Origin of the sequence: Afipia carboxidovorans OM5, from assembly GCF_000218565.1 — a bacterium.
GTDB lineage: Bacteria > Pseudomonadota > Alphaproteobacteria > Rhizobiales > Xanthobacteraceae > Afipia > Afipia carboxidovorans.
Genome location: NC_015684.1, coordinates 1,861,341 through 1,887,245, shown reverse-complemented (window position 1 = coordinate 1,887,245; position 25,905 = coordinate 1,861,341). Strand labels below are relative to the sequence as shown.

The 25,905-nt window shown below is 63.8% G+C and carries 27 protein-coding genes; 11 read left to right on the top strand and 16 right to left on the bottom strand.

What is annotated here, in order from left to right:
• The first annotated feature begins 10 nt into the window (after positions 1 to 10).
• Positions 11 to 487: a preQ(1) synthase gene (gene queF / locus OCA5_RS08800; RefSeq protein ID WP_012563432.1), complete on the top strand. Its 477-nt coding sequence runs from the start codon at positions 11 to 13 to the stop codon at positions 485 to 487.
• A gap of 6 nt (positions 488 to 493) precedes the next feature.
• Here the strand turns inward: queF and OCA5_RS08795 are convergent, their stop codons facing one another.
• From OCA5_RS08795 to tpiA, 9 genes are all read right to left on the bottom strand, one after another.
• Positions 494 to 763, bottom strand: a complete 270-nt coding sequence (locus tag OCA5_RS08795; protein WP_012563433.1) for a BrnA antitoxin family protein — start codon at positions 761 to 763, stop codon at positions 494 to 496.
• Positions 723 to 992, bottom strand: coding sequence for a BrnT family toxin (locus OCA5_RS08790; protein ID WP_012563434.1), 270 nt, complete (start codon positions 990 to 992; stop codon positions 723 to 725). The genes OCA5_RS08795 and OCA5_RS08790 overlap by 41 nt, the downstream gene beginning before the upstream one ends.
• Positions 993 to 1,083: 91 nt before the next feature.
• The gene (kdsA, locus tag OCA5_RS08785) at positions 1,084 to 1,923 is read right to left on the bottom strand and encodes a 3-deoxy-8-phosphooctulonate synthase (RefSeq protein WP_012563435.1); all 840 of its coding nucleotides are present in this window, start codon (positions 1,921 to 1,923) and stop codon (positions 1,084 to 1,086) included.
• Between the two features lie 258 nt (positions 1,924 to 2,181).
• Positions 2,182 to 3,090, bottom strand: coding sequence for a VOC family protein (locus OCA5_RS08780; RefSeq protein WP_012563436.1), 909 nt, complete (start codon positions 3,088 to 3,090; stop codon positions 2,182 to 2,184).
• Positions 3,087 to 3,419 (bottom strand): NIPSNAP family protein, encoded by a 333-nt coding sequence (locus tag OCA5_RS08775; protein WP_012563437.1) that lies wholly within the window; start codon positions 3,417 to 3,419, stop codon positions 3,087 to 3,089. The genes OCA5_RS08780 and OCA5_RS08775 overlap by 4 nt, the downstream gene beginning before the upstream one ends.
• A gap of 105 nt (positions 3,420 to 3,524) precedes the next feature.
• Positions 3,525 to 4,346: a COG3904 family protein gene (locus OCA5_RS08770; RefSeq protein ID WP_012563438.1), complete on the bottom strand. Its 822-nt coding sequence runs from the start codon at positions 4,344 to 4,346 to the stop codon at positions 3,525 to 3,527.
• 81 nt (positions 4,347 to 4,427) lie between these two features.
• Positions 4,428 to 6,056 (bottom strand): CTP synthase, encoded by a 1,629-nt coding sequence (locus OCA5_RS08765; protein ID WP_012563439.1) that lies wholly within the window; start codon positions 6,054 to 6,056, stop codon positions 4,428 to 4,430.
• A 173-nt stretch (positions 6,057 to 6,229) separates the two neighbouring features.
• The gene (secG, locus tag OCA5_RS08760) at positions 6,230 to 6,598 is read right to left on the bottom strand and encodes a preprotein translocase subunit SecG (protein ID WP_012563440.1); all 369 of its coding nucleotides are present in this window, start codon (positions 6,596 to 6,598) and stop codon (positions 6,230 to 6,232) included.
• A 259-nt stretch (positions 6,599 to 6,857) separates the two neighbouring features.
• Complete coding sequence (gene tpiA, locus OCA5_RS08755) at positions 6,858 to 7,613, bottom strand: triose-phosphate isomerase (protein WP_012563441.1); 756 nt, start codon at positions 7,611 to 7,613, stop codon at positions 6,858 to 6,860.
• Between the two features lie 212 nt (positions 7,614 to 7,825).
• On the opposite strand from tpiA, the gene OCA5_RS08750 reads away from it, so the two are divergent.
• Genes OCA5_RS08750 through OCA5_RS08730 form a run of 5 tightly spaced genes read left to right on the top strand, consistent with a single transcriptional unit; the run spans position 7,826 to position 13,284 of the window.
• Positions 7,826 to 9,730, top strand: a complete 1,905-nt coding sequence (locus OCA5_RS08750) for a peptidylprolyl isomerase (RefSeq protein ID WP_013913065.1) — start codon at positions 7,826 to 7,828, stop codon at positions 9,728 to 9,730.
• 11 nt (positions 9,731 to 9,741) lie between these two features.
• Complete coding sequence (gene trpD / locus OCA5_RS08745; RefSeq protein WP_012563443.1) at positions 9,742 to 10,755, top strand: anthranilate phosphoribosyltransferase; 1,014 nt, start codon at positions 9,742 to 9,744, stop codon at positions 10,753 to 10,755.
• Positions 10,756 to 10,768: 13 nt separating this feature from the next.
• The gene (gene trpC / locus OCA5_RS08740; protein ID WP_012563444.1) at positions 10,769 to 11,566 is read left to right on the top strand and encodes an indole-3-glycerol phosphate synthase TrpC; all 798 of its coding nucleotides are present in this window, start codon (positions 10,769 to 10,771) and stop codon (positions 11,564 to 11,566) included.
• Positions 11,567 to 11,570: 4 nt separating this feature from the next.
• Positions 11,571 to 12,059, top strand: a complete 489-nt coding sequence (gene moaC, locus OCA5_RS08735; RefSeq protein WP_012563445.1) for a cyclic pyranopterin monophosphate synthase MoaC — start codon at positions 11,571 to 11,573, stop codon at positions 12,057 to 12,059.
• Between the two features lie 16 nt (positions 12,060 to 12,075).
• On the top strand, positions 12,076 to 13,284 hold the full coding sequence (locus tag OCA5_RS08730; RefSeq protein WP_012563446.1) for a molybdopterin molybdotransferase MoeA: 1,209 nt from the start codon (positions 12,076 to 12,078) through the stop codon (positions 13,282 to 13,284).
• A 26-nt stretch (positions 13,285 to 13,310) separates the two neighbouring features.
• On the opposite strand, the gene OCA5_RS08725 is transcribed toward OCA5_RS08730, so the two are convergent.
• Complete coding sequence (locus OCA5_RS08725; RefSeq protein ID WP_012563447.1) at positions 13,311 to 13,607, bottom strand: hypothetical protein; 297 nt, start codon at positions 13,605 to 13,607, stop codon at positions 13,311 to 13,313.
• A 370-nt stretch (positions 13,608 to 13,977) separates the two neighbouring features.
• Between OCA5_RS08725 and lexA the strand changes: the two genes are divergently transcribed.
• Positions 13,978 to 14,676, top strand: coding sequence for a transcriptional repressor LexA (gene lexA, locus OCA5_RS08720; protein WP_012563449.1), 699 nt, complete (start codon positions 13,978 to 13,980; stop codon positions 14,674 to 14,676).
• 293 nt (positions 14,677 to 14,969) lie between these two features.
• On the opposite strand, the gene OCA5_RS08715 is transcribed toward lexA, so the two are convergent.
• Both OCA5_RS08715 and OCA5_RS08710 read right to left on the bottom strand, forming a co-directional pair.
• Positions 14,970 to 15,863 (bottom strand): DUF2155 domain-containing protein, encoded by an 894-nt coding sequence (locus OCA5_RS08715; RefSeq protein WP_012563450.1) that lies wholly within the window; start codon positions 15,861 to 15,863, stop codon positions 14,970 to 14,972.
• A 117-nt stretch (positions 15,864 to 15,980) separates the two neighbouring features.
• Complete coding sequence (locus tag OCA5_RS08710; protein WP_012563451.1) at positions 15,981 to 16,391, bottom strand: NADH:ubiquinone oxidoreductase subunit NDUFA12; 411 nt, start codon at positions 16,389 to 16,391, stop codon at positions 15,981 to 15,983.
• 247 nt (positions 16,392 to 16,638) lie between these two features.
• On the opposite strand from OCA5_RS08710, the gene OCA5_RS08705 reads away from it, so the two are divergent.
• The gene (locus OCA5_RS08705; protein ID WP_041559580.1) at positions 16,639 to 17,058 is read left to right on the top strand and encodes a BA14K family protein; all 420 of its coding nucleotides are present in this window, start codon (positions 16,639 to 16,641) and stop codon (positions 17,056 to 17,058) included.
• 83 nt (positions 17,059 to 17,141) lie between these two features.
• Here the strand turns inward: OCA5_RS08705 and OCA5_RS08700 are convergent, their stop codons facing one another.
• Positions 17,142 to 18,077, bottom strand: a complete 936-nt coding sequence (locus OCA5_RS08700) for a DMT family transporter (protein WP_012563453.1) — start codon at positions 18,075 to 18,077, stop codon at positions 17,142 to 17,144.
• 339 nt (positions 18,078 to 18,416) lie between these two features.
• Entirely contained in the window at positions 18,417 to 18,641 is a 225-nt protein-coding gene (locus tag OCA5_RS08695; protein ID WP_012563454.1) for a hypothetical protein, read from the bottom strand.
• Positions 18,642 to 18,875: 234 nt separating this feature from the next.
• On the opposite strand from OCA5_RS08695, the gene OCA5_RS08690 reads away from it, so the two are divergent.
• The 3 genes from OCA5_RS08690 (at position 18,876) to fabG (ending at position 21,378) form a co-directional block, all read left to right on the top strand.
• Positions 18,876 to 19,811 carry a hypothetical protein gene (locus tag OCA5_RS08690; RefSeq protein WP_012563455.1) on the top strand — a complete coding sequence of 312 codons (936 nt, stop codon included), beginning with the start codon at positions 18,876 to 18,878 and terminating at the stop codon, positions 19,809 to 19,811.
• Between the two features lie 162 nt (positions 19,812 to 19,973).
• A complete protein-coding gene (locus tag OCA5_RS08685; protein ID WP_012563456.1) occupies positions 19,974 to 20,666 on the top strand; it encodes a hypothetical protein in 693 nt (230 codons plus the stop codon).
• Between the two features lie 31 nt (positions 20,667 to 20,697).
• Positions 20,698 to 21,378, top strand: a complete 681-nt coding sequence (fabG, locus tag OCA5_RS08680) for a 3-oxoacyl-ACP reductase FabG (protein WP_012563457.1) — start codon at positions 20,698 to 20,700, stop codon at positions 21,376 to 21,378.
• 15 nt (positions 21,379 to 21,393) lie between these two features.
• On the opposite strand, the gene OCA5_RS08675 is transcribed toward fabG, so the two are convergent.
• Entirely contained in the window at positions 21,394 to 24,564 is a 3,171-nt protein-coding gene (locus OCA5_RS08675) for an efflux RND transporter permease subunit (protein WP_012563458.1), read from the bottom strand.
• The gene (locus tag OCA5_RS08670) at positions 24,561 to 25,754 is read right to left on the bottom strand and encodes an efflux RND transporter periplasmic adaptor subunit (RefSeq protein WP_013913062.1); all 1,194 of its coding nucleotides are present in this window, start codon (positions 25,752 to 25,754) and stop codon (positions 24,561 to 24,563) included. The genes OCA5_RS08675 and OCA5_RS08670 overlap by 4 nt, the downstream gene beginning before the upstream one ends.
• Positions 25,755 to 25,905 lie beyond the last annotated feature (151 nt).

Sequence of the window (25,905 nt, the reverse complement as noted above, 5' to 3'; positions counted from 1 at the left end):
GAGAAACCCGATGTCCCGAAAGCCGCGCCCGGCCGCCACAAAAGCCCCGCTTCAGCTCGGCCGCCCGGTCACGCTGCCCGCCTCGCCCGAGGAGGCAAAGCTCGACCGCGTCCCCAATCCGCACGCAGGCACAGATTACCTCGTGCGCTTCGCCGCACCTGAATTCACCAGCCTGTGCCCGATCACCGGCCAGCCCGACTTCGCCCACCTCGTGATCGACTACGTGCCCGGCAACTGGCTGGTGGAATCGAAGGCGCTGAAGCTCTATCTCGCGAGCTTCCGCAACCACGGCGCATTCCACGAGGACTGCACAGTCGCGATCGGCCAGCGCCTCGTCCGCGAGATCAAACCGCGCTGGTTGCGCATCGGCGGCTACTGGTATCCGCGCGGCGGCATCCCGATCGACGTGTTCTGGCAAAGCGGCCGGCTGCCGAAGAATGTCTGGGTACCGGACCAGGGCGTGCCGCCGTACAGGGGGCGGGGTTAAGAGCCATCAAACCTTCCCGAGCTTGCGCGCCTTGCGCAAGTCGGCGTTGATGCGCGACTGCCAGCCCGCGCCGGTTTCGCGATAGGCCGCGATCACATCGTCGTCGAGCCGCAACGTCACCGATTTCTTAGCAACAAGACCCAGCGGGGGCCGGCCGCGGCGGATGATCTTGTCGCCTTCACGGATTTCGGCACGATCAAAGAAGTCGTCATCGAGCTCCGGCGCGTCGTCCGGATCAACCCATACGCTCGTGCCACTTTTTTTCTTCTTTGGCATGGCAATGCCTCATCGAGATGATGTGCCGCGCCTCTTCACGCGGCGTCCAGACAACAACGACCAATCGTCCTCGCAGAAATCCGGCGGTACGGTAGCGGATCTCGCCATAGTCAAATCGCGCGTCCTCAACCGTTGCAGTGCGGGCCGAGAAAACCAGTTCTGCGTCGGCAAAATCCAGCCCACGCATCTTCAGCGTCAATTCCCGCTTTGCCGGATCGAAGGTGATCATCGCGTCGCCAGATAATGTAACTACATAAATAGACTGCCGTCAATATTTACGTCACTACAAAATTGTGCGCAGGCGGCGGTGGATAAGCCTCTTACCGCCCCGCCTTTGCCACCGCGTCGAATGCCATCAGGGTCTGAAGAAGTCCCTCGAAGTCCTTGAGTGGCACCATGTTCGGTCCGTCGGACGGCGCATGGTCGGGATCGGGATGGGTCTCGATGAACACACCCGCGACGCCGACCGCAACAGCCGCGCGTGCCAGCACCGGCACAAACTCGCGCTCGCCGCCGGACGAGGTGCCCTTGCCGCCCGGCTGCTGCACCGAATGGGTCGCATCGAAAACTACCGGCGCGCCGGTGGTGCGCGCCATGATCGGCAGCGCGCGCATGTCGGAGACGAGCGTGTTGTAGCCGAACGAAGCGCCGCGCTCCGTCACCAGCACGTTGGCGTTGCCGCCGTTCGTGATCTTCGAGACGACGTTCTGCATGTCCCACGGCGCCAGAAACTGCCCCTTCTTGACGTTGACCACCTTGCCGGTCGCAGCGGCCGCCAGCAGAAGGTCGGTCTGCCGGCACAGGAACGCCGGGATCTGCAACACGTCGACCGCCTGCGCCACCTCCGCGCATTGCTCCACTTCATGCACGTCGGTCAGCACCGGCAGGCCGAGGCTGTCGCGGATTTCGGCGAAGATCGGCAGTGCTTTCGCGAGCCCGATGCCGCGCTCGGCGGAGGCACTGGTGCGGTTCGCCTTGTCGAACGAGGTCTTGAAGACGAGGCCAATCTTGAGCCGCGCCGCGATCTCCTTCAGAGCACCGGCCACCTCAAGCGCGTGCGCGCGGCTTTCCAACTGGCACGGCCCGGCAATCACCGCGAGCGGCAGGTCGTTGCCGAAGGTGACGTTGCCGGCCGATACGGTTTTTGAGGCTGAAACCAAAGGGATGCTCCGCGTTGGGCTCCCCTTTTGCCGGGAGCCCGGGTCAAGATCAAGGCGGGTTCAGAGCTGGAAATGTGCTTGAACCCCACCTCTTCTGTGGGCGAGGTGAAGATTCTTATCGCAGCCGCGCATGTCCCGGGCGCAACGCAGCGTGGAACGCTGCCTTGCAGAACCGGGACCGTGACAGATTCCGCCTCTGGAATGGCCCCGGCTCAGCAGCGCACCGCTGCGCGCTGCGCAGCATCCGGGGCACATGGATCAGCTTCGCACTTCCTCGAAAATCAACGTCGCCCCGAACGCAGCCTCGGGGCCGATCACGATACGCCCCATTCGCCGGACGTAAGGCACGCCGCCTTCGCGCAGCAGCGCCTCGAGATGGCCAGCATCGCCCACCGAGAACCGCAGGCCCGCAACGATGGTACCTTCATCTTCGGTGGTGAGCGCCACGCCGAACTGATCGCGGAAGCTTGCCGCCGCGAGAATTTCGAGATTGCCGCGCGGCGTCTGCGAGACTACACCTATCGAACTCGAATGCAGCACCCGCACGCCGGTGAAGGCAGAGAGGAAGATATGATGGTCGGCCGGATGATCGGCGATCATCGTTACGGCGCGAATGCCGCGCGTGCCATTGGCATGGCACTGCCGGGAGGCCTGCCAGAAATTCTGCGGATGGTGTTGCGCGCAGACGGCAAAGCCCGTGTGCGGCGAGCGCTCGTCGCGGGCAAACGCAAGCGAGAAGCCGACCTTCACCGGCGCGCCATCCTCGCCCTCACCATCGCGTTCGAAATCGAACACCTCAAAGCCGCCGATGCCCGCCGCATCGAACAGGCGCTGGTCGGCGCGCGCATCGGTGCTCTCGAGCAGCACCATGCTGAGCCCCTGCCGCGTCTTGAGATAATCGCGCTGGAAGGCGCCGAACGAAAAACGCCCGGGTGCGTGCGGCACGATCTTGTCCGGCTCCTCCACGGCCAAAAGCTCGATGAAGAATCCGGGCAGTTGCACGATGCGGTTATGCGTGCCCCAGGGATGGCGATTGCGGGTGCCGACCTGAAAGCCGGCGCTCGCATAGAACGCCGCTGCCGCCTCAAGGTTATGGACGGCATGCACCACATGGTCGAGCCCGCGCGGGCGCGACCATGTGCCCGGAGAATCCGTCGTACCCGTCACTGTACCGCGGAGAACGACGTTGGCGTGAGGAACGAGCTTGCGATGTTGGCGACGAGAGGACCGTCCTTCTCGCTCTCGGCACGCTCGGCGATCCATTCCGGGTCAACCTGAAACGCACCCCAGCGCTGCTCGCGCGCCGCCATGGAATCCCACTCCAGAAGGTAGGTCAGGTCCATGTTGGAGGGCCCGATCAGCGTGGTAAAGAAACCGGCCTGCTTGATGCCGTGCTTCTCCCAGATCTTCAGCGTCTTGGTTTCAAACCGCTTCGCCAGCGCAGGCAGCTTGCCCGGGACGCAGCGGTACACGCGCAACTCGTAGATCTTGCTCATCAGCTTCTTGGGTCCTTGTGAGGTGTGAACCGGGACGGCATCCGCCCGCCAAATAACAAACTTCTTCGCATAGTGCGGCCCGCAAAGCTACGGATCAAGCCATGCTCAATTCGCCGCAAACCGTTGCGTCGAAAGCCGGAGATCGAGCGCTTCACGCTCCGTCAGCCAGCGCATGTCGCGCGACGCGGACATGGCCTGAAGGATCGTCGGCGAAACACCCATCCGAGTCACGTACTCAAAGATCATCCCGGTCGTGCGCTGAGTATCAGCCACGATATCGCGCCGGGAATCGTCGCGTGCGAGGTCGGTGGTGAACTGATGAACGCCGAGCGCGGAGCCGGGGAAGGCTTCACGCACCGCGCCGCCCGCATAGACCAGAACGCAGGCGCTGGCGCAGTAGGACGGGCGGATGCGCCCTTCCCCATCGAGCGTGCCGACCATGGTGGTCAGCCCGCGGGCGCGGATCACCTCGCCCATAATGAGACCCTGATCGAGACGCCCGCCGGGAGACGACAGCAACACCACATCGCCGGACGCGAGCTTGGCGTCATCGAGCCGCTCGCGAAACCACGTGGTCGCCGCGGCGCCGATCGGACCCCTGATCGCAAGCACGCGCCGCGAACGTCCGTTCGCCTCGATCATGCCGGTCGACGAGGAAAGCGACGGGGAGAAATAAAGGTCCTTCCAATAAGCCCATGCCGCAGGCTGCGACAGATCCTGCCAGGCATGGCCGGTCCACAACGCGAAGATGAGAACCACGAACAGGATCGACCCCAGTGTTCCGCGACCGAACCAGCGGCGGCGGCGACGCGGACCAGGTGGCGCGTCGTAATCCGCAGGCGGAGGTGCGCCATCGGCGGATTTTCCCCACGGCCCCGCCGCACCATTCGGCGACGAACCTGAGGGCGGTTTGATCTTGGGAATCATGAGCGGTCCAGCAGTGTCTCCCGGAAGAATCCAGCGACAGCTTATCTGGCGACGGTGAGAGTCAAATGGAAGTCTGAACGATTACACCAGACGGCTCTGCACCACCGCTGCCTCGATGAAGGAGGCAAACAGCGGATGCGGGTCCAGCGGGCGCGACTTCAATTCGGGATGGTATTGAACGCCGACGAACCACGGGTGGTCTTCGTATTCGACGATCTCGGGCAATACGCCGTCCGGTGACATGCCCGAGAACCGCAAGCCGTGCTGCTCGAGGCGGTCCTTGTAGGCGGTATTGACCTCGTAGCGGTGGCGGTGGCGCTCGGAAATCTCCAGCGCGTTGCCGTAAATCTTCGACACGCGGCTGCCGGGGCGCAGCGCCGCCGGAAAAGCACCGAGCCGCATGGTGCCGCCAAGGTCGCCAGCCTTCGAGCGCTTCTCGAGTTCGTTGCCGCGCAGCCACTCGGTCATCAGGCCGACCAGCGGTTCCTTGGTCTCGCCGAATTCGGTCGAGTTCGCGCCTTCGATGCCGACAAGATTCCGCGCGGCCTCGATCACCGCCATCTGCATACCGAAGCAGATGCCGAAATACGGCACGCGGCGTTCGCGCGCGAACCGCACCGCCTTGATCTTGCCTTCCGCACCGCGCTGGCCGAAGCCGCCCGGCACCAGAATGCCGTTGACGTGTTCGAGGAACGGCGCAGGGTCCTCGCGCTCGAACACCTCGCTCTCGATCCAGTCGAGGTTGACCTTCACCTTGTTGGCGATGCCGCCATGGGACAGCGCCTCGATCAACGATTTGTAGGCGTCCTTCATGCCGGTGTACTTGCCGACGACGGCGATTGTCACCTGCCCTTCCGGGTTGCGCACCCGGGCGTTGATCTCGTGCCAGCGCTCCAGCGCGGGCGGCGGCGCTTCGATACCGAAGGCGGCCAGCACTTCGTCGTCGAGCCCTGCCATGTGGTAGGCCTCGGGCACCGCGTAGATGTTGTCGGCGTCGCGCGCCTCGATCACCGCGCTTTCGCGGACGTTGCAGAACAGGCCGAGCTTGCGGCGTTCTTCCTTCGGGATCGGCCGGTCGGTCCGGCAGAGCAGGATGTCGGGCTGGATACCGATCGAGCGCAGTTCCTTCACCGAATGCTGGGTCGGCTTGGTCTTCAGCTCGCCCGCGCTCGGAATGTAGGGCAGCAGCGTGAGGTGGATGTAGATCACCTCACCGCGCGGCAGATCGTTCTTGATCTGGCGGATCGCCTCGAAGAACGGCAGGCCCTCGATATCGCCCACCGTGCCGCCGACCTCGCAGAGCACGAAGTCAAAGCCCTCGTTGCCGGTGAGAACGAAATCCTTGATGGCGTTGGTGACGTGCGGGATCACCTGCACGGTCGCGCCGAGATAGTCGCCGCGGCGCTCCTTGGCGAGGATCTCCTGATAGATGCGGCCGGTGGTGATGTTGTCGGCCTTGCACGCCGGGCGGCCGGTGAAGCGCTCGTAGTGGCCGAGATCGAGGTCGGTCTCCGCGCCGTCGTCGGTGACGAACACCTCGCCGTGCTGATACGGCGACATCGTGCCGGGATCGACGTTGAGATAGGGATCGAGCTTGCGAAGGCGGACCTTGTAGCCTCGCGCCTGCAGGACGGCCCCGAGAGCCGCCGATGCCAGACCTTTGCCGAGCGAGGAAACCACGCCGCCGGTGATGAAGATATACCGCGCCATGGGAGCCTACCTTTATCGCCGCGGGCGAGATTCGCAAAACGAATCGCCCTCACCCACGGAAAAAATCCGCTCCTGTGGGTGGTGTTGAATTTCAAGCAAACACAAAGGCTTCTGTCCCGCCGTTGAAGTCGGACGGGAACGCGAAGCCGGATGTGTCCACCGCTATGTGGTGCTTATTTGGACTGCGGCGCTGCGGGGGCCGCAGGCGCTGCCGGCTCGGCCGGCTTGAGCGAGTCCAAAAGGTTCTTCTCCGGCGCCGCCTGACCCGACTGGGTCGCGGGCGTCGTATTGATCAGCGACCGCGGCGCCTGCTCGTAGCCGGCAAGCCAGGACAGGATCAGGCTGGTGATGAAGAAGGCCGTGCCCAGAATCGCGGTCGTGCGGGTCAGGAGGTTCGTGGTGCCGCGGCTCGACATGAAGCCGCCCGCGCCGCCGCCCCCACCGCCGATGCCAAGTCCACCGCCCTCGGAGCGCTGCACCAGCACGACGCCGGTGAGCGCGATGACGATGATCAGATGAATGATGATAATGACGGTATGCATAATCGATGTCCGTCACAAACCGGCGCGACCGGCAATCCGGTGCAGCTCATGTCTGCGGGGTTGAAGTTGGCGCGTCTGTACACGATCGGGGCGGCGAGCGCCACCCCTGGCTCGTCCTCGGGCTGTGTCCCGGACGCGGCGCAGCGCCCTCTTGGTGATGCGCCGCAGAGCCGGGACCATTCCGGCCCTGAGTTCCGAACGACCCCGGATCAGCGAAGCAATACTGCGTATTGCATCGCATCCGGGGCGCACGCATCAGTTAAGGACAGGCCTCCGCGATCGCAAGGAAGTCGGCCGCCTTGAGGCTCGCCCCACCAATCAGGCCGCCATTGACGTTGGCCAGCGCGAGGATTTCGGCGGCGTTGGCAGGCTTCAGCGACCCGCCATAAAGAAGGCGCACACCCTCGCCTTCCGCCTTAAACCGGCCTGTCAGGTTTTGCCGGATAACGGCATGGATTTCTTCAATATCCTGCGAGGTCGGCGTGAGCCCGGTTCCGATCGCCCAGACCGGCTCGTAGGCCACGACCAGATTGGCCGCACGCGCCCCGTCGGGAACCGAACCATCAAGCTGGCGGCCGACTACCTCGGCGGCCCGGCCCGCATCGCGCTCGGCCCGCGTCTCGCCGACACAGACGATGGCGACAAGCCCGGCGCGCCAGGCAGCCTCCGCCTTCGCCCGCACCACCGCGTCGGTCTCGCCATGGTCGGTGCGGCGCTCGGAGTGCCCGACGATGACGTACGTGGCCCCCGCATCGGCCAGCATCTCGGCGGAGATATCGCCGGTATTGGCGCCGGAAGCCTCAGCGTGACAGTCCTGCCCGCCGATCGCGACCTTCGATCCGATCATGGCAGCGGCCGCCGGGAAGATCAGCGTCGCAGGCGGGCAGATCAGAAGATCGACCCTGCGCCAGACTTCGCCTGCACCCTTGCCGATCGCCGCAAGTTCACCGAGCGAGGCCTTGAGGCCGTTCATCTTCCAGTTCCCCGCGATCAGCGGTCGGATCTTGCCGGGCATCCTTGAAGCTCCCTCCCGTTGGCGACCTCGTTCCCGCTATCAGAGGCGCCGCATGGGCGCCACCCGGAGCCGGGCCTTATCCAGCACTCAAGGTCGCAGGCTTCGCACCCGGCCGCGGTTGCTCCCGTCAAAACGGCGTTTTATACGAGACGGAACAATGCGGTGGGGCCATCGGCCTCGTCATTCCGCCTCCTCCTACCAGATGTGGTGCCATGCTCCGAGGGATACGAAACGTCACGTCCAACCGCGTCGGCAAATGGATCATGAGCTTACTGTTCGGCGTGCTCATCATCAGCTTTGCCGTGTGGGGCATCGCCGACATCTTCAAGGGCTCGACCCAGACCACGCTTGCGACCGTCGGCAACACCGAAATCTCGATGGAGCAATTCCGCACTGCCTATACGGACAAGCTTCAGCAGATCAGCCGTCAGATCCGCCGCCCGATCAACGCCAATCAGGGCCGCGCCTTCGGCCTCGACCGCCAGTTGCTGCAGCAGACCATCGCCGAGGCCGCTCTCGACGAGGAGACCCGCCGCCTTGGGCTGACGATGTCCGACGCGGAAATGATCCGCACCATCTCGGGCGATCCGACCTTTGCCGGGCCTGACGGCAAGTTCGACGCACGGCGCTTTGCGGCGGCGATCCGCGACAACGGCTATACCGAACAGCGCTACGTCGCCGAGCAACGCCGCGTGACGCTGCGCCGTGAACTCGTCAGCAGCATCGTTGCAGGCCTCGAGCCCTCGAAAACCCAGATCGAGGCGCTGAGCCGTTTCCAGAACGAGCAGCGCACCATCGATTACGCCAAGATCGGTCCCGAGCAGGCCGGCACCATCGAGACGCCGTCGCAGCAGGTGCTCGACACCTATTACGACGAGCACAAGGCGCAATTCCGCGCGCCGGAATATCGCAAGGTCGTCTACCTCACGCTGTCGCCGGATGAGCTCGCCAAGAAGGTCGCCGTCTCCGACGAGGACGCGCGCAAGGTCTACGACAGCCGCCGCGACGAATACGCGACGCCCGCCAAGCGCGAGGTGCTGCAGATCGCCTTCCCGAGCGAGGATGCCGCCAAGACCGCGCGCGAGAAAATCGCCGGTGGCACCTCCTTCGAGGATCTCGCCAAGGAAATGAAGCTCACTCCGGGCGACATCAACCTCGGCCTGACCAGCGAGGCGAGCCTCGGCGATCCGACGATTGCCAAGGCCGCCTTCGCGCTGCCGCTCAACGAGGTCAGCCAGCCGGTCAAGGGTGCACTCGCGACCGTGCTGCTCAAGATCACCAAGATCGAGCCGGGCTCGCAATCCACCTATGAAAGCGTTGCGCCCGCGATCAAGAAAGAGATCGCCGAGCAACGCGTGCGCGCCGACTTCGACAATCTGCGCAACACCATCGAGGACGAGCGCAGCGGCGGCGCCACCATTCCCGAAGCCGGCCAGAAGGTCGGCCTCGATGCGGTGACGGTCGATATCGACCGCGCGGGCCGCACGCCCGACGGCAAGGAAGCGGCGCTGCCGAAAGGCGTCGATCTTGTGACCGCGGCATTCGGCAGCGATGTCGGTGTCGAGAACGATCCCCTCACCTTCCCCGGCGGCGAAGTCTGGTTCGACGTGCTCGGCGTCACCGCCTCACGCGACCGCGCGCTCGACGAAGTGAAGGATCAGGTCGCCACGCGCTGGCGCGAGGATCAGGTCGCCACGCGTCTCCGCGCCAAGGCGAAGGATCTCGTTGAGGCCATCAACAAGGGCGGCGCGTTCAAGACTGAGGCCACCAAGGCGGGCCTCAGTGCGCAGACCTCCTCGCCGTTCAAGCGTGACGACAAGGTCAACGGCCTGCCCGATCAGGCGGTCGATGTCGCCTTCCGCACGCCCAAGGACACGGCAGCCACGGCGGATAACGGCGCGGCCGGCAACGGACTCGTCGTGCTCAAGGTTGTCAACGTGACGACGCCGACGGTCGATCTGGAGTCCGAAGACTCCAAGAAGATGAAGGAAGCGCTCGAGCAGAACCTGAGCGACGAGCAGATCGGTCAGTACATCACCCATCTCGAAGCCAAGGCCGGCGTCCAGGTGAACCAGAACGCCTTCGCGATCGCGACGGGTGCCGCGAGCAGCCAGTGAGCGAACCTGCGATGAGCGACTTCAAGGCGATCCTCGCCAAGCTCGCCGATGGCAAATCGCTGTCGCGCGACGAGGCCGTGGCTGCGTTCGACCACCTGATGTCCGGCGAGGCCACGCCTTCGCAGATCGGCGGCGCGCTGATGGCGATGCGCGTGCGCGGCGAAACCGTGGACGAGATCACCGGCGCCGTCAGCACGATGCGCGCCAAGATGCTGCGCGTCACTGCGCCCGACGATGCGGTCGATGTGGTCGGCACGGGCGGCGACGGCTCGGGCTCGGTCAACGTCTCGACCTGCGCGGCCTTCATCGTCGCGGGCGCGGGCGTGCCGGTCGCCAAGCACGGCAACCGCGCGATGTCCTCGAAGTCGGGCGCGGCCGACGTGCTCGCCTCGCTCGGCGTCAACATCGAACTCACGCCGGAGCAGGTCGGCGCCTGCATCGCCAAGGCGGGCATCGGTTTCATGTTCGCCCCGGCGCATCATCCGGCGATCCGCCATGTCGGGCCAACGCGCAAGGAACTCGGCACCCGCACCATCTTCAACCTGCTCGGGCCGCTGTCGAACCCGGCCGGCGTCAAGCGGCAGATGATCGGCGTGTTCGCGAAACACTGGGTCGAACCGGTGGCGCAGGTTCTCAAAAACCTCGGCGCGACGGCGGCCTGGGTGGTGCACGGCTCCGACGGGCTCGACGAGATCACCCTCACCGGCCCGACCTACGTCACCGAGCTGGCGAACGGCGTCACGCGCTCGTTCACCGTCACGCCCGAGGACGGCGGCCTCGCCACAGTTGCGAATGCCGATCTGCGCGGCGGCGATGCCACCGCTAATGCGGCCGCGCTTGCGGCGGTGCTGAACGGCGTGAAGAACGATTACCGCGACGTCGCGCTCCTGAATGCGGGCGCCGCACTCGTTGTCGCAGGCAAGGCGCATGACCTGAAGGAAGGTGTTGCACTCGGCATCAAGTCGCTCGACAGTGGGGCCGCGGCCGACAAACTCGCGCAGCTCGTCGCAGTTTCCCGTGCTTGAGGAAGATCAATCTTTGTCCGACATCCTGCAAAAGATCGAACGCTACAAGCGCGAGGAAATCGCCTCTGCCAAGGCTGCGCATCCGCAGGCCGAGGTCGAGGCGGCCGCGCGCCATGCGCCGGCCCTGCGCGGGTTTGCGAAGGCGATCCGCGACCGGCTTGCGCACAAGCAATTCGCGCTGATTGCCGAGATCAAGAAGGCGTCGCCTTCAAAAGGCTTGATCCGCGCCGATTTCGATCCGCCTGCGCTGGCGCGCGCCTATGAGGCGGGTGGCGCGACCTGCCTGTCCGTGCTCACCGACACGCCCTCGTTTCAGGGCCACCTCGATTTTATGGTGGCGGCGCGCGCGGCCACCTCACTGCCGGTGCTGCGCAAGGACTTCATGTACGACACCTATCAGGTGATGGAGGCGCGTGCGCATGGCGCCGACTGCATCCTTATCATCATGGCGGCGCTCGATGACGCCGCCGCACGCGACATCGAGGCTGCAGCGCTCGACCTCGGCATGGATGTGCTGCTCGAAGTACACAACGAACCCGAGCTTGAGCGCGCATTGAAGCTGCGCTCAAAGCTTCTCGGCATCAACAACCGCAACCTGCGCACCTTCGAGACCACGCTTGCGACCAGCGAGGCGCTCGCCGCCTCCGTACCGAATGATCGCATCATGGTCGGCGAGAGCGGCATCTTCACGCCCGCCGACATTGCGCGGCTGGCCCGCGTCGGCATCGAGACGTTCCTCGTCGGCGAAAGCCTGATGCGGCAGACCGACGTTACATCCGCCACCCGCACCCTGCTTGCGAAGGCCTCATGACGCGATGACCGATAACCCCACCCTCACCCATATCGACGCCAAGGGCGAAGCGCATATGGTCGATGTGTCGGCGAAGGATGCCACCGAGCGCGTCGCAGTCGCGGAGGGGTTTGTGATCATGAGCACGGCGACGCTCGATCTCATTGTCCAGGGCAATGCCAAGAAGGGCGACGTGCTCGGCACCGCGCGCGTGGCCGGCATCATGGCAGCGAAGCGCACCTCCGACCTCATTCCGCTCTGTCATCCGCTCGCACTGTCCAAGGTCACGCTCGACATCGTGCCCGACGACAAGCTGCCCGGCTGCCGCGTCGAGGCAAGCGTCAAGGTGAAAGGCCCAACGGGTGTCGAGATGGAAGCACTCACCGCGGTCTCCGTCGCCTGCCTCACCATCTACGACATGATCAAAGCGGTCGAACGTGGCGTCCACATCGAAGGCATCCGCCTTCTGGAAAAGCGCGGCGGCAAATCCGGCCACTACAAACATGAAAAATAAGAACGGACGCCCTGCCATGTCGCTGATGTCGGTCGCCGATGCGCTGAACTCCATTCTCGACGGCGTCACACCCCTTCCTGAAGAAGACGTTTCCCTCGACGACGCGCTCCACCGCACGCTCTCACGCGACCTCGCCGCCCTCCGCACCCAGCCGCCCGCACCGATGTCGGCGATGGACGGCTACGCGGTCCGCACCACCGACGCCGCGAAGGGCGCGCGCCTCACCGTGATCGGCGAGAGCGCGGCCGGTCGGCCGTTCGAGGGGCCCGCGATCGGTCCGAACGAGGCGGTTCGCATCTTCACCGGCGGCGTCGTTCCCGCAGGGGCCGACACCATCGTCATTCAGGAGGACGTCGAGCGCGAACACAATTTTATCACATTAGCTGAAGCCGCTCCGAAGCCCCGCCACATCCGCGAAGCCGGCCTCGATTTTCGTGAAGGCGACGTGATGTTGCGGCGTGGCACCCTCCTCTCTGATCGCGACCTCTCGCTTGCAGCCTCGATGAACCATCCGACACTGCCGGTGCATCGCAAGCCGAAGATCGCCATTCTCGCGACCGGCGATGAACTGGTGATGCCGGGCTCGCAGACGGGACCGGGCCAGATTATTTATTCGAATGCCTATGCGATCCAGGCGTTGATGCGCAGCACCGGCGCGGAGACGATCTCGCTCGGCATCGCGCACGATACAATGGAAGACACCTGCGCCGCGATCCGCCGCGCGAAGGAGATGGGAGCCGACCTCCTCATCACCAGCGGCGGCGCTTCCGTCGGCGATCACGACATGGTCAAGCCCGCGCTCGAAGCCGAAGGCACCGACATCAAGTTCTGGAAGATCGCACTGCGCCCCGGCAAGCCGATGATGCACGGCCGCTGCGGATCGATGCGCGTGATCGGCCTGCCCGGCAATCCGTCATCGTCTTACGTGTGCTCGTTCGTGTTCGCGGTGCCGCTGATCCGCGCGATGCTCGGCCGCGCACAGGTCAACCACTGCATCGAGACCGCAATTCTCGGCCACGCTCTTCCTCCGAACGATCATCGGCAGGAATATCTGCGGGCGCGCGTTCTCAACGACAACGGCGTCGCGATTGCGACTACCGTCAATCTTCAGGACAGTTCGCTGCTCGGCAATCTCTCCGCGGCGGATGTTCTGCTGGTCCGCCCTCCGCTCGCACCGGCCGCGCAGGCAGGCGAGCGCTGTGACGTGATCCGTCTGCCGGCGTAACGCGCCGCGCGGCATCGCACGCGCCGTCAGGCGCGTCCGGCGATCTGCATATTCGAAAGATTGGCAACCGGCCTGCGACGCGCAGACGCTTCCATCTCCGCCTGCAGCATCTCGAGATCCGACGGCAACGGCACCCAACCGCACGGACACTCCTGCGCCTGATGCGCGCTCGACGTTTGACGATAGATTGCACCGAGGGCCGATGCCATCATCCGCATCACCACCATCGGCGGCAGCGCGGAGTTGTCGAGCATCCGGCAGAACGTCACCATCAGGTTGTGATCGACCTCGACCTGCGTGGGCTCCTCGTTGTGATAGTCCATCGGCAATCTCCTCCCGGCACGCAGTGTGTTGCGCGCAAGACCTAGGATGATGTGCCGCGCGGCTCAATCGCAGAAAGCCAGACTGGAATTAGAAGACGTTCAATCCGGCGCGGAATAGCTCGTGATCCAGTTCGCAACTGGCCGGCCCCGCCTCAGCACGATGGAACGATGCAAAGGCCCGTTCGGCATGAATTTGTAAAATTGGGCCGATTAGATTCATAAGAATTTAACTATTGCGGAACATGTATGGAACATATAGTGTATGTTCATGATTTGTTTCGAGTGAGTCTAGCACCCTGCAAGAACATCGGCAGGTGCCGCGACGACCGGGTTGAAGGCCCGGCAGATCAAGAATTGAGGGCTGGGCCGGATGCTGACACGCAAACAATACGAACTGCTGCGCTTCATCAACGAGCGCCTCAAGGAAAGCGGGATTCCCCCCTCCTTCGACGAGATGAAGGATGCGCTCGACCTGCGCTCGAAGTCCGGCATTCATCGCCTTATCACCGCGCTTGAGGAGCGTGGCTTCATCCGCCGGCTCGCCAATCGCGCCCGCGCCATCGAAGTCATCAAGTTGCCCGAGCCCGCACTTGGCAGCGGCGGCCGTCGCGGCTTCACCCCAAGCGTGATCGAAGGCAACCTCGGCAAGGCGCGCGGCCCGGCGAGCTTTGATGAAAGCGGCGAACAGCCCGTTGCCGTGCCGGTGATGGGTCGCATCGCAGCCGGCACGCCGATCGAGGCGTTGCAGACCCGCAGCCATACCATCAGCGTGCCGCCCGACATGCTCGGCGCCGGCGAGCACTACGCGCTCGAAGTGCGCGGCGATTCGATGGTCGAGGCCGGCATTCTCGACGGCGACATGGCGCTGATCCAGCGCAGCGAGAACGCCGACACCGGCGACATCGTCGTTGCGCTGATCGACGAGGAGGAAGCGACGCTGAAGCGCTTCCGCCGTCGCGGTGCTTCCATTGCGCTCGAGCCCGCCAACACCGCCTACGAAGTCCGTATCCTGCCGCCGAACCGCGTGCGGATTCAGGGCAAGCTCATCGGACTGTACCGCAAGTACTGAGCCAAGACTTGAGGCGACATCACAACGCCTGAGAATGCGGTCGGCGCGCGAATGCCCGACTGTGAATTGTCATTGTGAGAAGTGTAAGCGACGAAGCAATCCAACTCTCTCTGCACGCTCATAGTTGAGTTGCAGGGTAACTGTTGGATGCGGCGAGCGGGCGCGGATCAAATCCACGCGCAACGATGGTCGCGCACCTCAAGTAAAAAAAAATCGCAATCTATGGCGAGCTCTCGCGCACTGGCACGAGCGCGTTGCGGTCAGCGGCGGCACGAAATCAACGATGGCTTAGATCAGCGATAGCCGCCGAAAGGTGGCGGCGGCGCGGGCTGGCGCGGCTGCTGGGCCGGCTGCGGCCGTGCCTGACGCCGCTGCTGTGTTTGCTGCGGCGGCGGTGCGGGCTTCACCGGCTCGTTCTGCGCGGTAACGGGCTGCTCAGGTGATTTGCAGTCGATCAGCCACACGTCATAGATCGGATGCTCCACCGCGTGGAGGCCCGGGCTTGCCGCAAACATCCAGCCGGAGAAAATCCGCTTCACTTCATTCTGCAGCGTGATCTCGTCGACCTCGACAAAGGCGTCGGTGTTGGCGGCTTCCGTCGCGGGGCGCGTGTAGCACGCATCCGTCTTCACCCGCAGCGCACCGAACTGCACGGTCTCGCCGATATCCTGATCGAAGGTGATGATGCGGCCGGTGATCTTGTCGAGGCCGGAGAACACCGCCTTCTTGTTCGGGATCTTGATCGCGGGTGGCTCGGTGACGATTTCATCGCCGGGCTGCAGCGTCGCCGGAGACTGCTGCGGATTGCCGGCCGGCGGCTTCTGTCCCGGCAGCGCGTTGCCGGGCGGCGGATTGACCGCAACGTTGGGAGGCTGCTGCTGCGGTGCTGTCGCACTGCCAGGCGGCGGCGCCAGCGGTTGGGACTGCACCGCTCCGGGGCGTGGCGCACCCTGCCCCGGCGGCAGCGGACGCGCAGCCTGCGGCGCAGGCAATAGGCGACCCTGCGGAATTTCCGGGACTTCCTCTTCGTCGGGATCTTGCGTGGGATCGCCATGCGACAGGCCCGCAGGCGGACGCAGCGGCTGATCGGAAAAGATGTTGCCGATCTGCGCGCGTGCCGGCGGCAAGGCAAACAGCGAGGCCGCGATCAGTGTCGCAAACGAAATCGTGGCGGCGGTTCGAAGCATTGCACGCTCTGCTCGGGCGATTCGGGCTCGCGACATTCGGCGGACACCCGCGGCGCGAGGCCATCGGTTAACACGGGCATTGCGGCAGCGAAAGGGCGGGCGCGTCGCCCGCCTCGTTCAGCTTCCCGGTGTCCAGGCCTGATAGTCACCGGTTGCCTTGGGACGCTGGCCGCTCCCAAGCGTCGAGCCTGCAGGGCGATAAGCTGCCGGCGTACCGGTCAGGTTCGGGCGATGCGGCTTCTGCCAGTCCCGCGGCGTGTAGTGCTCTTCGGTCGGCGGCACATCCGCGGTGTGATGCAGCCAGCCGTGCCAGTCGGGCGAAACCTTGGTTGATTCGGTGTAGCCGTTATAGAGCACCCAGCGCCGCTCGATCCCGAGCGTCGGATCGATCTTCCCGCCACGCGTCCGGTAATAGCGGTTGCCCATCTCGTCGGTCCCGACCAGCTCGCCGAAGCGCCAGGTCCAGAACTGGGTGCCGAACGTGAATCCGTTCCACCAGGTAAAAATCCTCAAGAGAAACAGCTTCATCTGGGAATCCATGCCGAACAGGGAGCGTTGCGGAGCCCTTGATGCCACCCGCCCTCTCTGTTGTCCAGATACCTCCGGGCAAGGCCGTAGTGCGGAACACGAGCGCTTGAACAGGACACTTTGTCATGGAACCATGCCACACAAGCGCCAGAAAGTTCCCGACAACTTTGGGGAACTCTTTTGGAACGCGTCCCGATCCCGCGCGTTAGGTGCCTAGGCCGATCACAAGGGATAACTGGAGTAAAAAATGATGAATTTGACCAAGGGTCTCGCGGTAGCCGCTGTTCTGGCGCTGCCGCTCGGTATGGCTTCCACCGCGAATGCCGCTCCGCTCAGCGCGAATCCCGTTCTGTCGGGAACCGTAACGAGCACCTCGTCCGACCTCACGCAGCAGGTGCGTTGGCGTGGCCACCGTGGTGGCCATTGGCATGGTCACCGTGGCGGCGGCTGGGGCGGCGTCGGCGCGGGCCTTGCGGCCGGCGCGCTGATCGGCGGCGCGATCGCGGCGAGCCAGGCTCCCTACGGTTACTACGGCCCCGGCTATGCTCCCGGCCCGGCCTATGTTGAGGGCGATGCCGTGAGCTACTGCATGCAACGCTTCAAGTCATATGATCCGCGCTCGGGCACCTATCTCGGCTACGATGGCCTGCGCCATCCCTGCCCGTAAGCAGCTCTTTCCATTTTCGACAAGAGAGGCGGCGTAGCAATACGCCGCTTTTTCTTTGACAGGCACTCAGTAACTGAAGACGCCTATGCCCGTGCCGCGATCACAACGCCTGCGATGGTAAGCGCGAGCGCGCCGATCTGCGGCACACCCAGCGGCTCACCGAGTGAAATCGCCGAGGCCACGACTCCAGTCACCGGCACAATCAACGTCCCGATCGCAGCCGTCGAGGCAGGCAACCGCTCCAGCGCTGCGAACCAGCAAGCGTAGCCGATCGCGCCCTGAAAAATGGTGCTGAACCCGAACAGCAGCCAGCCAAGCATCGACATGCCGCCAAAATGCGGATGCTCGAACAGAAGACCGATCAAGGCCACCGGAAAACAGCCAAGCCCGATCTGCCAGACTGCACCCGGCAGCGGCGGAAGCATAATCGGCCGTCGTTTGGCGAGGACCGCGCCGAGAGCAAACAGTAGCGCTGCGATCAGCGCGTAAGCGATACCCGGCATCTTCTCCCAGGAGACGCTGATGCTGTCGCCGCCCATCAGCAGCACCACGCCGCCAATCGCCATTGCAATAGCGACGATCCGCAACACGGAAAGCCGGTCGCCAAGCATCGGCCATGCCAGGCCCGCCGCCCACACCGGAATCGTCGCACCGAGAATCGCGGTCTCCGAGGCCGGCAGATGCACCAGCGACAGCCCCATCAACCCCATCCAGAAGCCGACCATCAACGCCGCATAAAGAACGAGCTTGCCCCATTCGCCACGCGGTGCACGCAGCGACTGCCCTTTCGCGAAAACCAGTCCCGCAAGCATCATCGCACTGAACACGCCCGGCAGTCCGCGTATTGTCAGCGGCGGCAGTTCATTCAACAGCCATTTCGAGACCGGCCAGTTGACGCCCCAGATCACCGTCGCGATGAGCAAAAGACCGTAGCCCACCACACGGCGATCGTGCGGCGGTTGAGACGGGCGATCGTGCGTCGAAGCCTTTTCCGGCTCGCGCAGAGAGCGTTGATCCATCAGACCTCAGACGTTGCATGCATCAGCGGAAGTGGCGGGGTTAAGCACGCAAGCGCTTCATCGTCTACCCGAAATGCAGAGGATTAGACAGACGAGCAGCCGCCTTTCCGCAGAATGGGAGAGCTGCAAAAATGCGCAGAAAAGTGCACGTCAAAATCTATCGTAGACTGCCTTCAAGGTGCTCTGAAACCTCAAGCGAGATTCGGAATGTCACGAAAATTCCAGTCTACGATACGAATCGAAAAACCACGGCCGATGGGCCGTGGTTTTCATTCGATCAGATCGTAGCTTTCCGCTGTGACGCAGACAGACCCGCGCCGCCTTCAGCAAAGAATGCCGTCAGCTCGCCAGGCACTTCTTGACGAAGGAATTCTTGGCCGCACCGGACAGCGCCTTGCCGTCCGCGCTCTTGGCGTTATCCTCACAACACTTCTTCATGAAGCTTGTCTTGGCGGCGCCGGCGAGCGGCTTGCCGTCCGCGCTCACGGCCTTGCAGGCGGTCACTGCGAAGGCAGGCGACGCAACGAACAGGCTCAGGAGAACAGCAAGGGAAAGGCGTTTCATGTCGAGACTCTCCGTGGGTTAGGGACCAACAGCCTACTTCAAACAATGGCGCTGGCAATCTCCCGCACCGTTGAATTCCCCACTACCGAGGGCGGCGACCGACATGAAATTGCCATTAAAACGGGGGTAACGCGCTCCCTTGCCGGTACGATATTGAAGCATCGTTCGCCAGCCGCCTATACTCAGCTCACCGAACGCAGCCTGCCTGTCCGTTCGCCCGGAGGCCCGGCTGCCGTGACCCGCAACACCGCAAAACGTATCGCACCGTGCGGCTCACAAAACGCACGGCTGGCGTGTTTTGCTGCGGCCGCAGGATTGCTTGCACTCGTGGCGGGCGCCACCCCTGCCCTCGCGGCCGAGCCTGACGACGATGAGGACAGCGCGTCGGCATTTCCAAACATCTATCTCGACATGCGGACGAACTATTTCACCGTCCCTCCCGGCACGCTCGCCCTTGGCTTCAACAACACGCTGTCGTTGCCGGCACTGTCCTCTCTGTCGTCCGTCTCCGGACGGGGCGTGACGCTCGATCTGCCGCTTACGATCGATCTCAACGACCGTATCTCGGTGTTTGGCGGAGTCACCGGGAGCACGTCGAAGAACGACCTCTCGCCGTGGTCGTCTTTCGACATGACTAGCTGGAATGTTGGCGTACAGGCCGACGTCATCACACAGGACGACGGCTGGCTGCCGACCGTGACGGTGCTGTCGACCCTGACGAAATCCGCAGGCGACGGGCCTTTATCCTCCACCAACCTCACGACCGTTGTCGAAGCCGATCGCGCGCTCGACGAGGATGGAACGCGCGGGTTTCTCGCGGGCGTACAGGTGATGAATACCCGCATCGATTCCGGGCTTGCCTCGGTGCGCCCCGCGGTGATCGGCTATCTCGGCGCGTATTATCAGGGGGCGGACAACTGGAAGCTCACCGGCCGCGCAGGCGTGCAGTCTTTCGGCGGGGCGAACACCACGGAGTTGGTGCCCTTCCTGCCCGCGGGCCAGCCGCTGTTCTCGCTCCGCAGCTTCACCCAGCCTGTACTGCGGTTCGACCTCGACCGGATGGACGACAACGACAACCGCCTGTTCGGCATCACCGCGGCCATATTCTGGACCCCGCAGCCGGCGTTCCAGTTCACCCTGCGGACGCCGCTCTATCTCGTCAGAAAGTGAGTGTTCGCCCGGATTGCCGCCGCGCATTTCCCGCGTCAAATAAGCTGTGCATTTCAGGAACGAGATGCAGAAGCGGCGTTGCGGGAGGCGTAGGCTCGCTTGCGTGTGTCCTGTGCGAGTCGGCGTCCGTTCGGTCCTCCCCTCGCGCGTGTGGAGGAGTCCATGCTGAACCACGTCCAGCTTCGCGATTTCAAACCCGACGTCGTGATCTGCCCCAACTGCACCCAGCATTTGATGGGCGTGAGGGACGTGCAATGGGCCGCCGACCACATGTCGTTCACCTATGGCTGTGCCGGATGCGGCCATGAGATCGAGCGCCCCGTGGCTGAAGATCTGCTTCCGCCTCCCGCCCCACCGGCTGAAGAGACTGTAGAAGCAACTGCCGCGGCCGGCGACGACGTGACCGTGATGGAGGATCACCCCTTCCCATTCCGCGAATGGCGCAAAAGCTGCCCCGCGGCGCTTTCTGACGAAGAGACAACCGAAACAGAGAGCGAGACTGAACCGCAGATCGAGGCTGCCGCGGACGACACCATCGACAGCGAGGCTGCTGACAGCGAGACGCTCGATAGCGACGCTGCGGACGACGACGTTATGGACAATGACATTGCCGATGACGATGCGCCCGCGCCTTTCGCTTCATCGCTGCTGCTACCGCCCAAGCCCTGGCTCGATACACCCGTTCTTGGCCGACGTTTCAACGCGGAGGAACGCGTGCCTCTGACGCCGAAACAGATTTTCGACACCGACCGGCGCGACCGCGACAGCGAGCGGCACGAGAGCCTGCTCCCCGACGCATCGACTTGCACGCGCGCCAGCGCATTGCTGCGCGACGTCGCGATCTTCAATCTCTAGCAGCGTCCGTCGCGGCCGGCCGGAGAACACGATGCAAGACAGGATCGTGGCGATTACAGGCGCTTCCGGCGCACTCGGCCGCGTCGTGGCCGAAGCCGCGGCGGAGCGTGGCGCGCGCCTCGCCCTGATCGACCATGCCGCCGCCCGTGGCACGCCCCGGCCGCACCATGTCGAGATCGGCGGCATCGATCTCGCCGAGCCCAGCCATGCGGCGCGCGCCATCGAAGCCGCGATCAATCATTACGGGCGCCTCGACGCACTCATCAACATTGCCGGCGGCTTCTCATTCCAGCCGGTCGCGGATGGCGACACCGCCACCTGGGAACGCCTCTATCGCGTCAACACGCTGACGGCACTCAACGCCTCACGCGCTGCGATCCCGCATCTGATCGCATCGGGCTCCGGCCGCATCGTCAACATCGGCGCACTCGCGGCCCGGCAGGCCGGCGCAGGCATGGGCCCCTACGCGGCTTCGAAATCAGGCGTGCATCGCCTCACTGAAGCGCTTGCGGTCGAGTTGAAAGGCAAGGTCACAGTAAACGCCGTGTTGCCTTCGATCATCGATACACCTGCCAACCGTCGCGACATGCCGAAGGCGGATTTCGCGACGTGGGTCAGCCCGCAAGAACTTGCGAACGTCATCCTGTTCCTCGCAAGCCGCGAGGCAAGCGCAGTGACCGGCGCGCTGATCCCCGTCAGCGGGCGCGTCTAGGCTCTCCTCACACCGCTAGATGTTGGCGCCAAGGTCGCGGCTTGGGATCGTTACCGATCCCGGAAACAGCTTGCGCACCAGCATGTAGAAGATCGGGGTGAACACGAGTCCGAACAGTGTGACGCCGATCATTCCGAAGAACACTGCAACGCCGACCGCCTGACGCATCTCCGAGCCCGAACCGCTCGAAATGACGAGCGGCAGCACGCCCAGAATGAATGCGAACGACGTCATCAGGATCGGGCGCAGGCGCAAGCGGCAGGCCTCGATCACCGCATGCAGCGTATCCTTGCCCTCGCGCTCGATATCGCGCGCGAACTCCACGATCAGGATCGCGTTTTTCGCGGCAAGGCCGACCAGCACGACAAAGCCGATCTGGGTGAGGATGTTGATGTCCTGCCCCATCAGCCGCACGCCGATCGTCGCGGTGAGCAGGCACATCGGCACGATCAGGATCACCGAGAGCGGCAGCGTCCAGCTTCCGTATTGCGCGGCCAGCACGAGAAACACGAACAGCACGCAGACCGGGAACACATAGAGCCCGGCGTTGGCCGCCGTCACCTGCTGATAGGACAGATCGGTCCAGTCATAGGAGAAGCCGCTCGGCAGAATATCGGCCGCGAGCTTCTTCATCTCTTCGATCGCAGTTGCGGAGCTGGTGCCGGGCAAGGTGTCGCCCTGCAACTCCGCCGCCGGATAGAGATTGTAACGTGCGACGCGGTCGGGGCCTGAGATATCGCGGAAGTCGACGACGCTGCCGAGCAGCACCATCTCGCCCGCGAGATTGCGTGTCCGCAGTCGCGCGAGATCGGTGCTCTCCTTGCGGAACGGCAGGTCGGCCTGCGCGGTCACGCGATAGGTGCGGCCGAACAGGTTGAAGTCGTTGACATAGGCTGAGCCGAAATAGATCTCGATCGCCTCGGTGACGTTCTGCACCGGCACGCCGAGCATCTCCGCCTTCTGACGGTCGATATCGACGAACACCTGCGGCGTGTTGGCCGTGAACGGCGAGAACACCGCGGTGAGCCCCGGCGTCTTGTTTGCGGCGGCGACCAGCTCCGACGTTGCGGCCGCAAGCAGGCTCGCGCCCCTGCCCTGACGATCCTCGATCCGCATCGCAAACCCGCCACCCGTACCGATACCCGGCACGGCCGGCGGTGGCACCACGATGATGAACGCCTTCTCGATCTTCGACAGCCGCTTGCGCAACTCGTTGGTGATCTCGGCCGCGGACTGGCCCGCCTTCTTCGCCCGCAATTCCGGATCGTCGAACACCGGGAACATGGCGGCGGCATTGCTCGCCTGCGTGCGGGTCGCGCCGGAGAAACCGGCAAGTGTCGGCACACGCACGATGCCGGGCACGCCGAGCGCGATATTCTCGATTTCCTTCACGACCTCCGTGGTACGAGCCAGCGAAGCCGCACCCGGTAATTGCACCGAGATGATGACGTAGCCGCGATCCTGCGCGGGAATGAACCCCTTCGGCGTGCTGAACATGATCCAGCCTGCCGATCCGATCAGCACACCGTAAAGAGCCAGCATCGCCACGGAGTGCCGGATGGTGAAGTCCGCAGCGCGCGCATAGAAATGCGACAGCCAGTCGAAACCGCGATTGAAGTAGCCGGTGAAGATGCCCCACCAACGCGCGATAACATTCCAGCGCGCAGGCGGCTTCTTTTCATGATGCGCTTCGAGAATGAGCGAGGCCAGTGCCGGAGATAACGTCAGCGAACAGAAGCACGAGATCGCGGTCGCAACCGCAATCGTCACCGCGAACTGCTGGAAGAACTGGCCGGAAATGCCGCCAAGAAATGCGGTCGGCACAAACACCGCACACAACACCAGCGCAATCGAGACCAGAGCACCGCCGACCTCCTGCATGGTGAGAAGTGCCGCGTCACGCCGCGTCATGCCGGCCTGAAGATGGCGCTCGACATTCTCGACGACGACAATCGCGTCATCGACCACGATGCCGACCGCAAGCACGAGCCCGAACAGCGTAAGATTGTTGATGGCAAATCCGAGCGCCGCCATCACCGCGAACGTGCCGATGAGTGACACCGGAATCGCAAGAATGGGAATGATCGCCGGCCGCCAGCCCTGCAGGAACACGAGCACGACCACGACGACGAGGATCATCGCCTCGTAGATCGTCTTGATGAGCTCATGAACCGACTGCGCGATGAACTCGGTCGGGTTGTAGCCGATATTGTAATCGAGTCCCTCGGGGAATTTCTCCTTCAGGCTCGCCATGGTGTTTGAAATGCGCTCGGATGTCGCAAGCGCATTGGAGCCGGGCCGCTGCGTCACGAGAATGGCGACCGCTTCCTTGCGCAGCAGGAAAGCGTTGGTGTCATAGGACAGCGCCGCAAGCTCGATGCGCGCGACATCGCGCAGCCGCACAGTACGGCCATTCTCGCCACTCTTGAGAATGATGTTCTCGAACTGCTCCGGATCTTTCAGCCGCCCCTGGAAGGTAAGGTTCGGCTGAAAGGCGCGATCCGAGATCGGCGGCTCGGCGATGCGCCCACCTGCGATCTGCAGATTCTGCGCCCGGATTGCCGTCAGCACATCGCCCGCGGTCATGCCGAGGTTCGCGATCTTGTCCGGATCGAGCCACAGCCGCATCGAATAATCACGCGCGCCGAAGATCTGGATGTCACCGACACCATCGGTGCGCAGAAGCTGGTCGCGAACCTGCAGCAGCGCGTAGTTGCTGATGTAGAGCTGATCGAAGGTATCGTCCGGCGACAGCAGGAACACCACCATCAGGAGATCCGGGCTGTTCTTGCGGGTGACGACGCCGTTGCGCTTCACCTCTTCCGGCAAGCGCGGCTGGGCAATCGCGACGCGGTTCTGAACCAGCACCTGTGCCTGATCGAGATCGGTACCGAGCTTGAAGGTCACGGTGATCGTCAACTGGCCGTTCGACGTCGCCTGGCTGTACATGTACAGCATGTTCTCGACACCGTTGACTTCCTGCTCGATCGGCGCAGCGACGGTCTCCGACACCGTCTGGGCCGACGCACCGGGATATTGCGTCGTGATGACGACGGTCGGCGGCGCGACCTGCGGATATTCCGCGACGGGCAGCGTCGTATAGGCGATCGCGCCGACAATCAGCAGCACGATCGACAGCACCATCGCGAGAATGGGCTGGTGAATGGAGAGGCGTCCGAGATTCATGGCTTGGCGTCACCATTGTCAGCGTTGGCCGGGTGCGGCGAAACTTTCGCACCGACCCGCACGCGCTGCAGACCCTCCACAACGACACGATCATCCGCCTTGAGGCCGGTGCGGATTACACGCAGACCATCGTCGAGCGGACCAGGCGTCACTTCGCGTGCCTCGACCGAATCGTCGGGCTTCACCACGAAAACGATCTTGCGCGACTGATCGGTTGCAACCGCTGCATCCGGCACCAGCAGTGCCTCATAAGGCGCGCTACCGATCACGCGAATCCGCGCGAACTGCCCCGGCAAAATGGAGAGGTCGTGATTATCGACCAACGCGCGCCCGCGCAGCGTGCCGGTGCCGGCATCGAGACGGTTGTCGAGAAAATCCATCTTGCCTTCGTGAGATGGCTTGGTCTCACCCGTCAACAAAACCTGAACCGGGTTTGGTGTATCGCGCGAACTCGGCCGCTTGCCTTCGAACCACAGGCGGCTGTTGCGCTGATAGACCCTCTCATCCATGTCGAAATAAATATGGATCGGGTCCATCGAGACGATCGACGTGAGAAGCGTTGCTCCACTCTCGCTGCCCTGCACGAGATTCCCAACCGTGACGAGATGGCGGCTGATGCGGCCCGAGATCGGCGCGCGGACCTGACTGAACTCGACATCGAGTTGCGCGCGCTTCAACGCGCCCTCCGCCTGCAGAACGGCGGCTTCCGCCGTCTGGAGCTGCTGCGTGCGCTGATCAACGACGGATTGCGAGACCGCATCCGTCCTGATCAGCGATGAGGCACGCTCAAGCTCACGCTTGGCCAGCACGACACGCGCCTTTGCGTCTTGCAACTGCCCTTCGGCTTGCTCGGCAACGGCCTGATACTGGCGAGGATCGATGACGTAGAGAAGATCGCCGGCCTTGACGATCGCGCCATCCTTAAACTCGACGCTGGTGACGAACCCTGTCACGCGCGCACGAACCTGGACCTGCTGGACCGCATCGAAGCGGCCGCTGAACTCGTCCCAATCCGTCACCATACGTTTGACGGGTGTGGACACAGAAACCGCAGGTAGCGGTGCCGCCTGTTTCTGCTCGCTCGGGCCGCAGCTCGCAAGGCCAACTGCCAGAACCGGCATAGCCACGACAGCGAGAAAAGAAAAACCCAAAGAGCGGGATCGTGAAGGAGAGACAAGTCGTTCAATCATTGAAGTGGGCCCAGAAAGAAACAACGCGCATTGCGATCCGGAGAAATCCAGATGTGATCTGCAATTCGCGTTGGCAAGCCGTTGCCTCGCGAGACGAGGCGTGCGGAGCAAGATGGTCACGCTGATGGCGACGTGCAACCGCTTCTAGGCC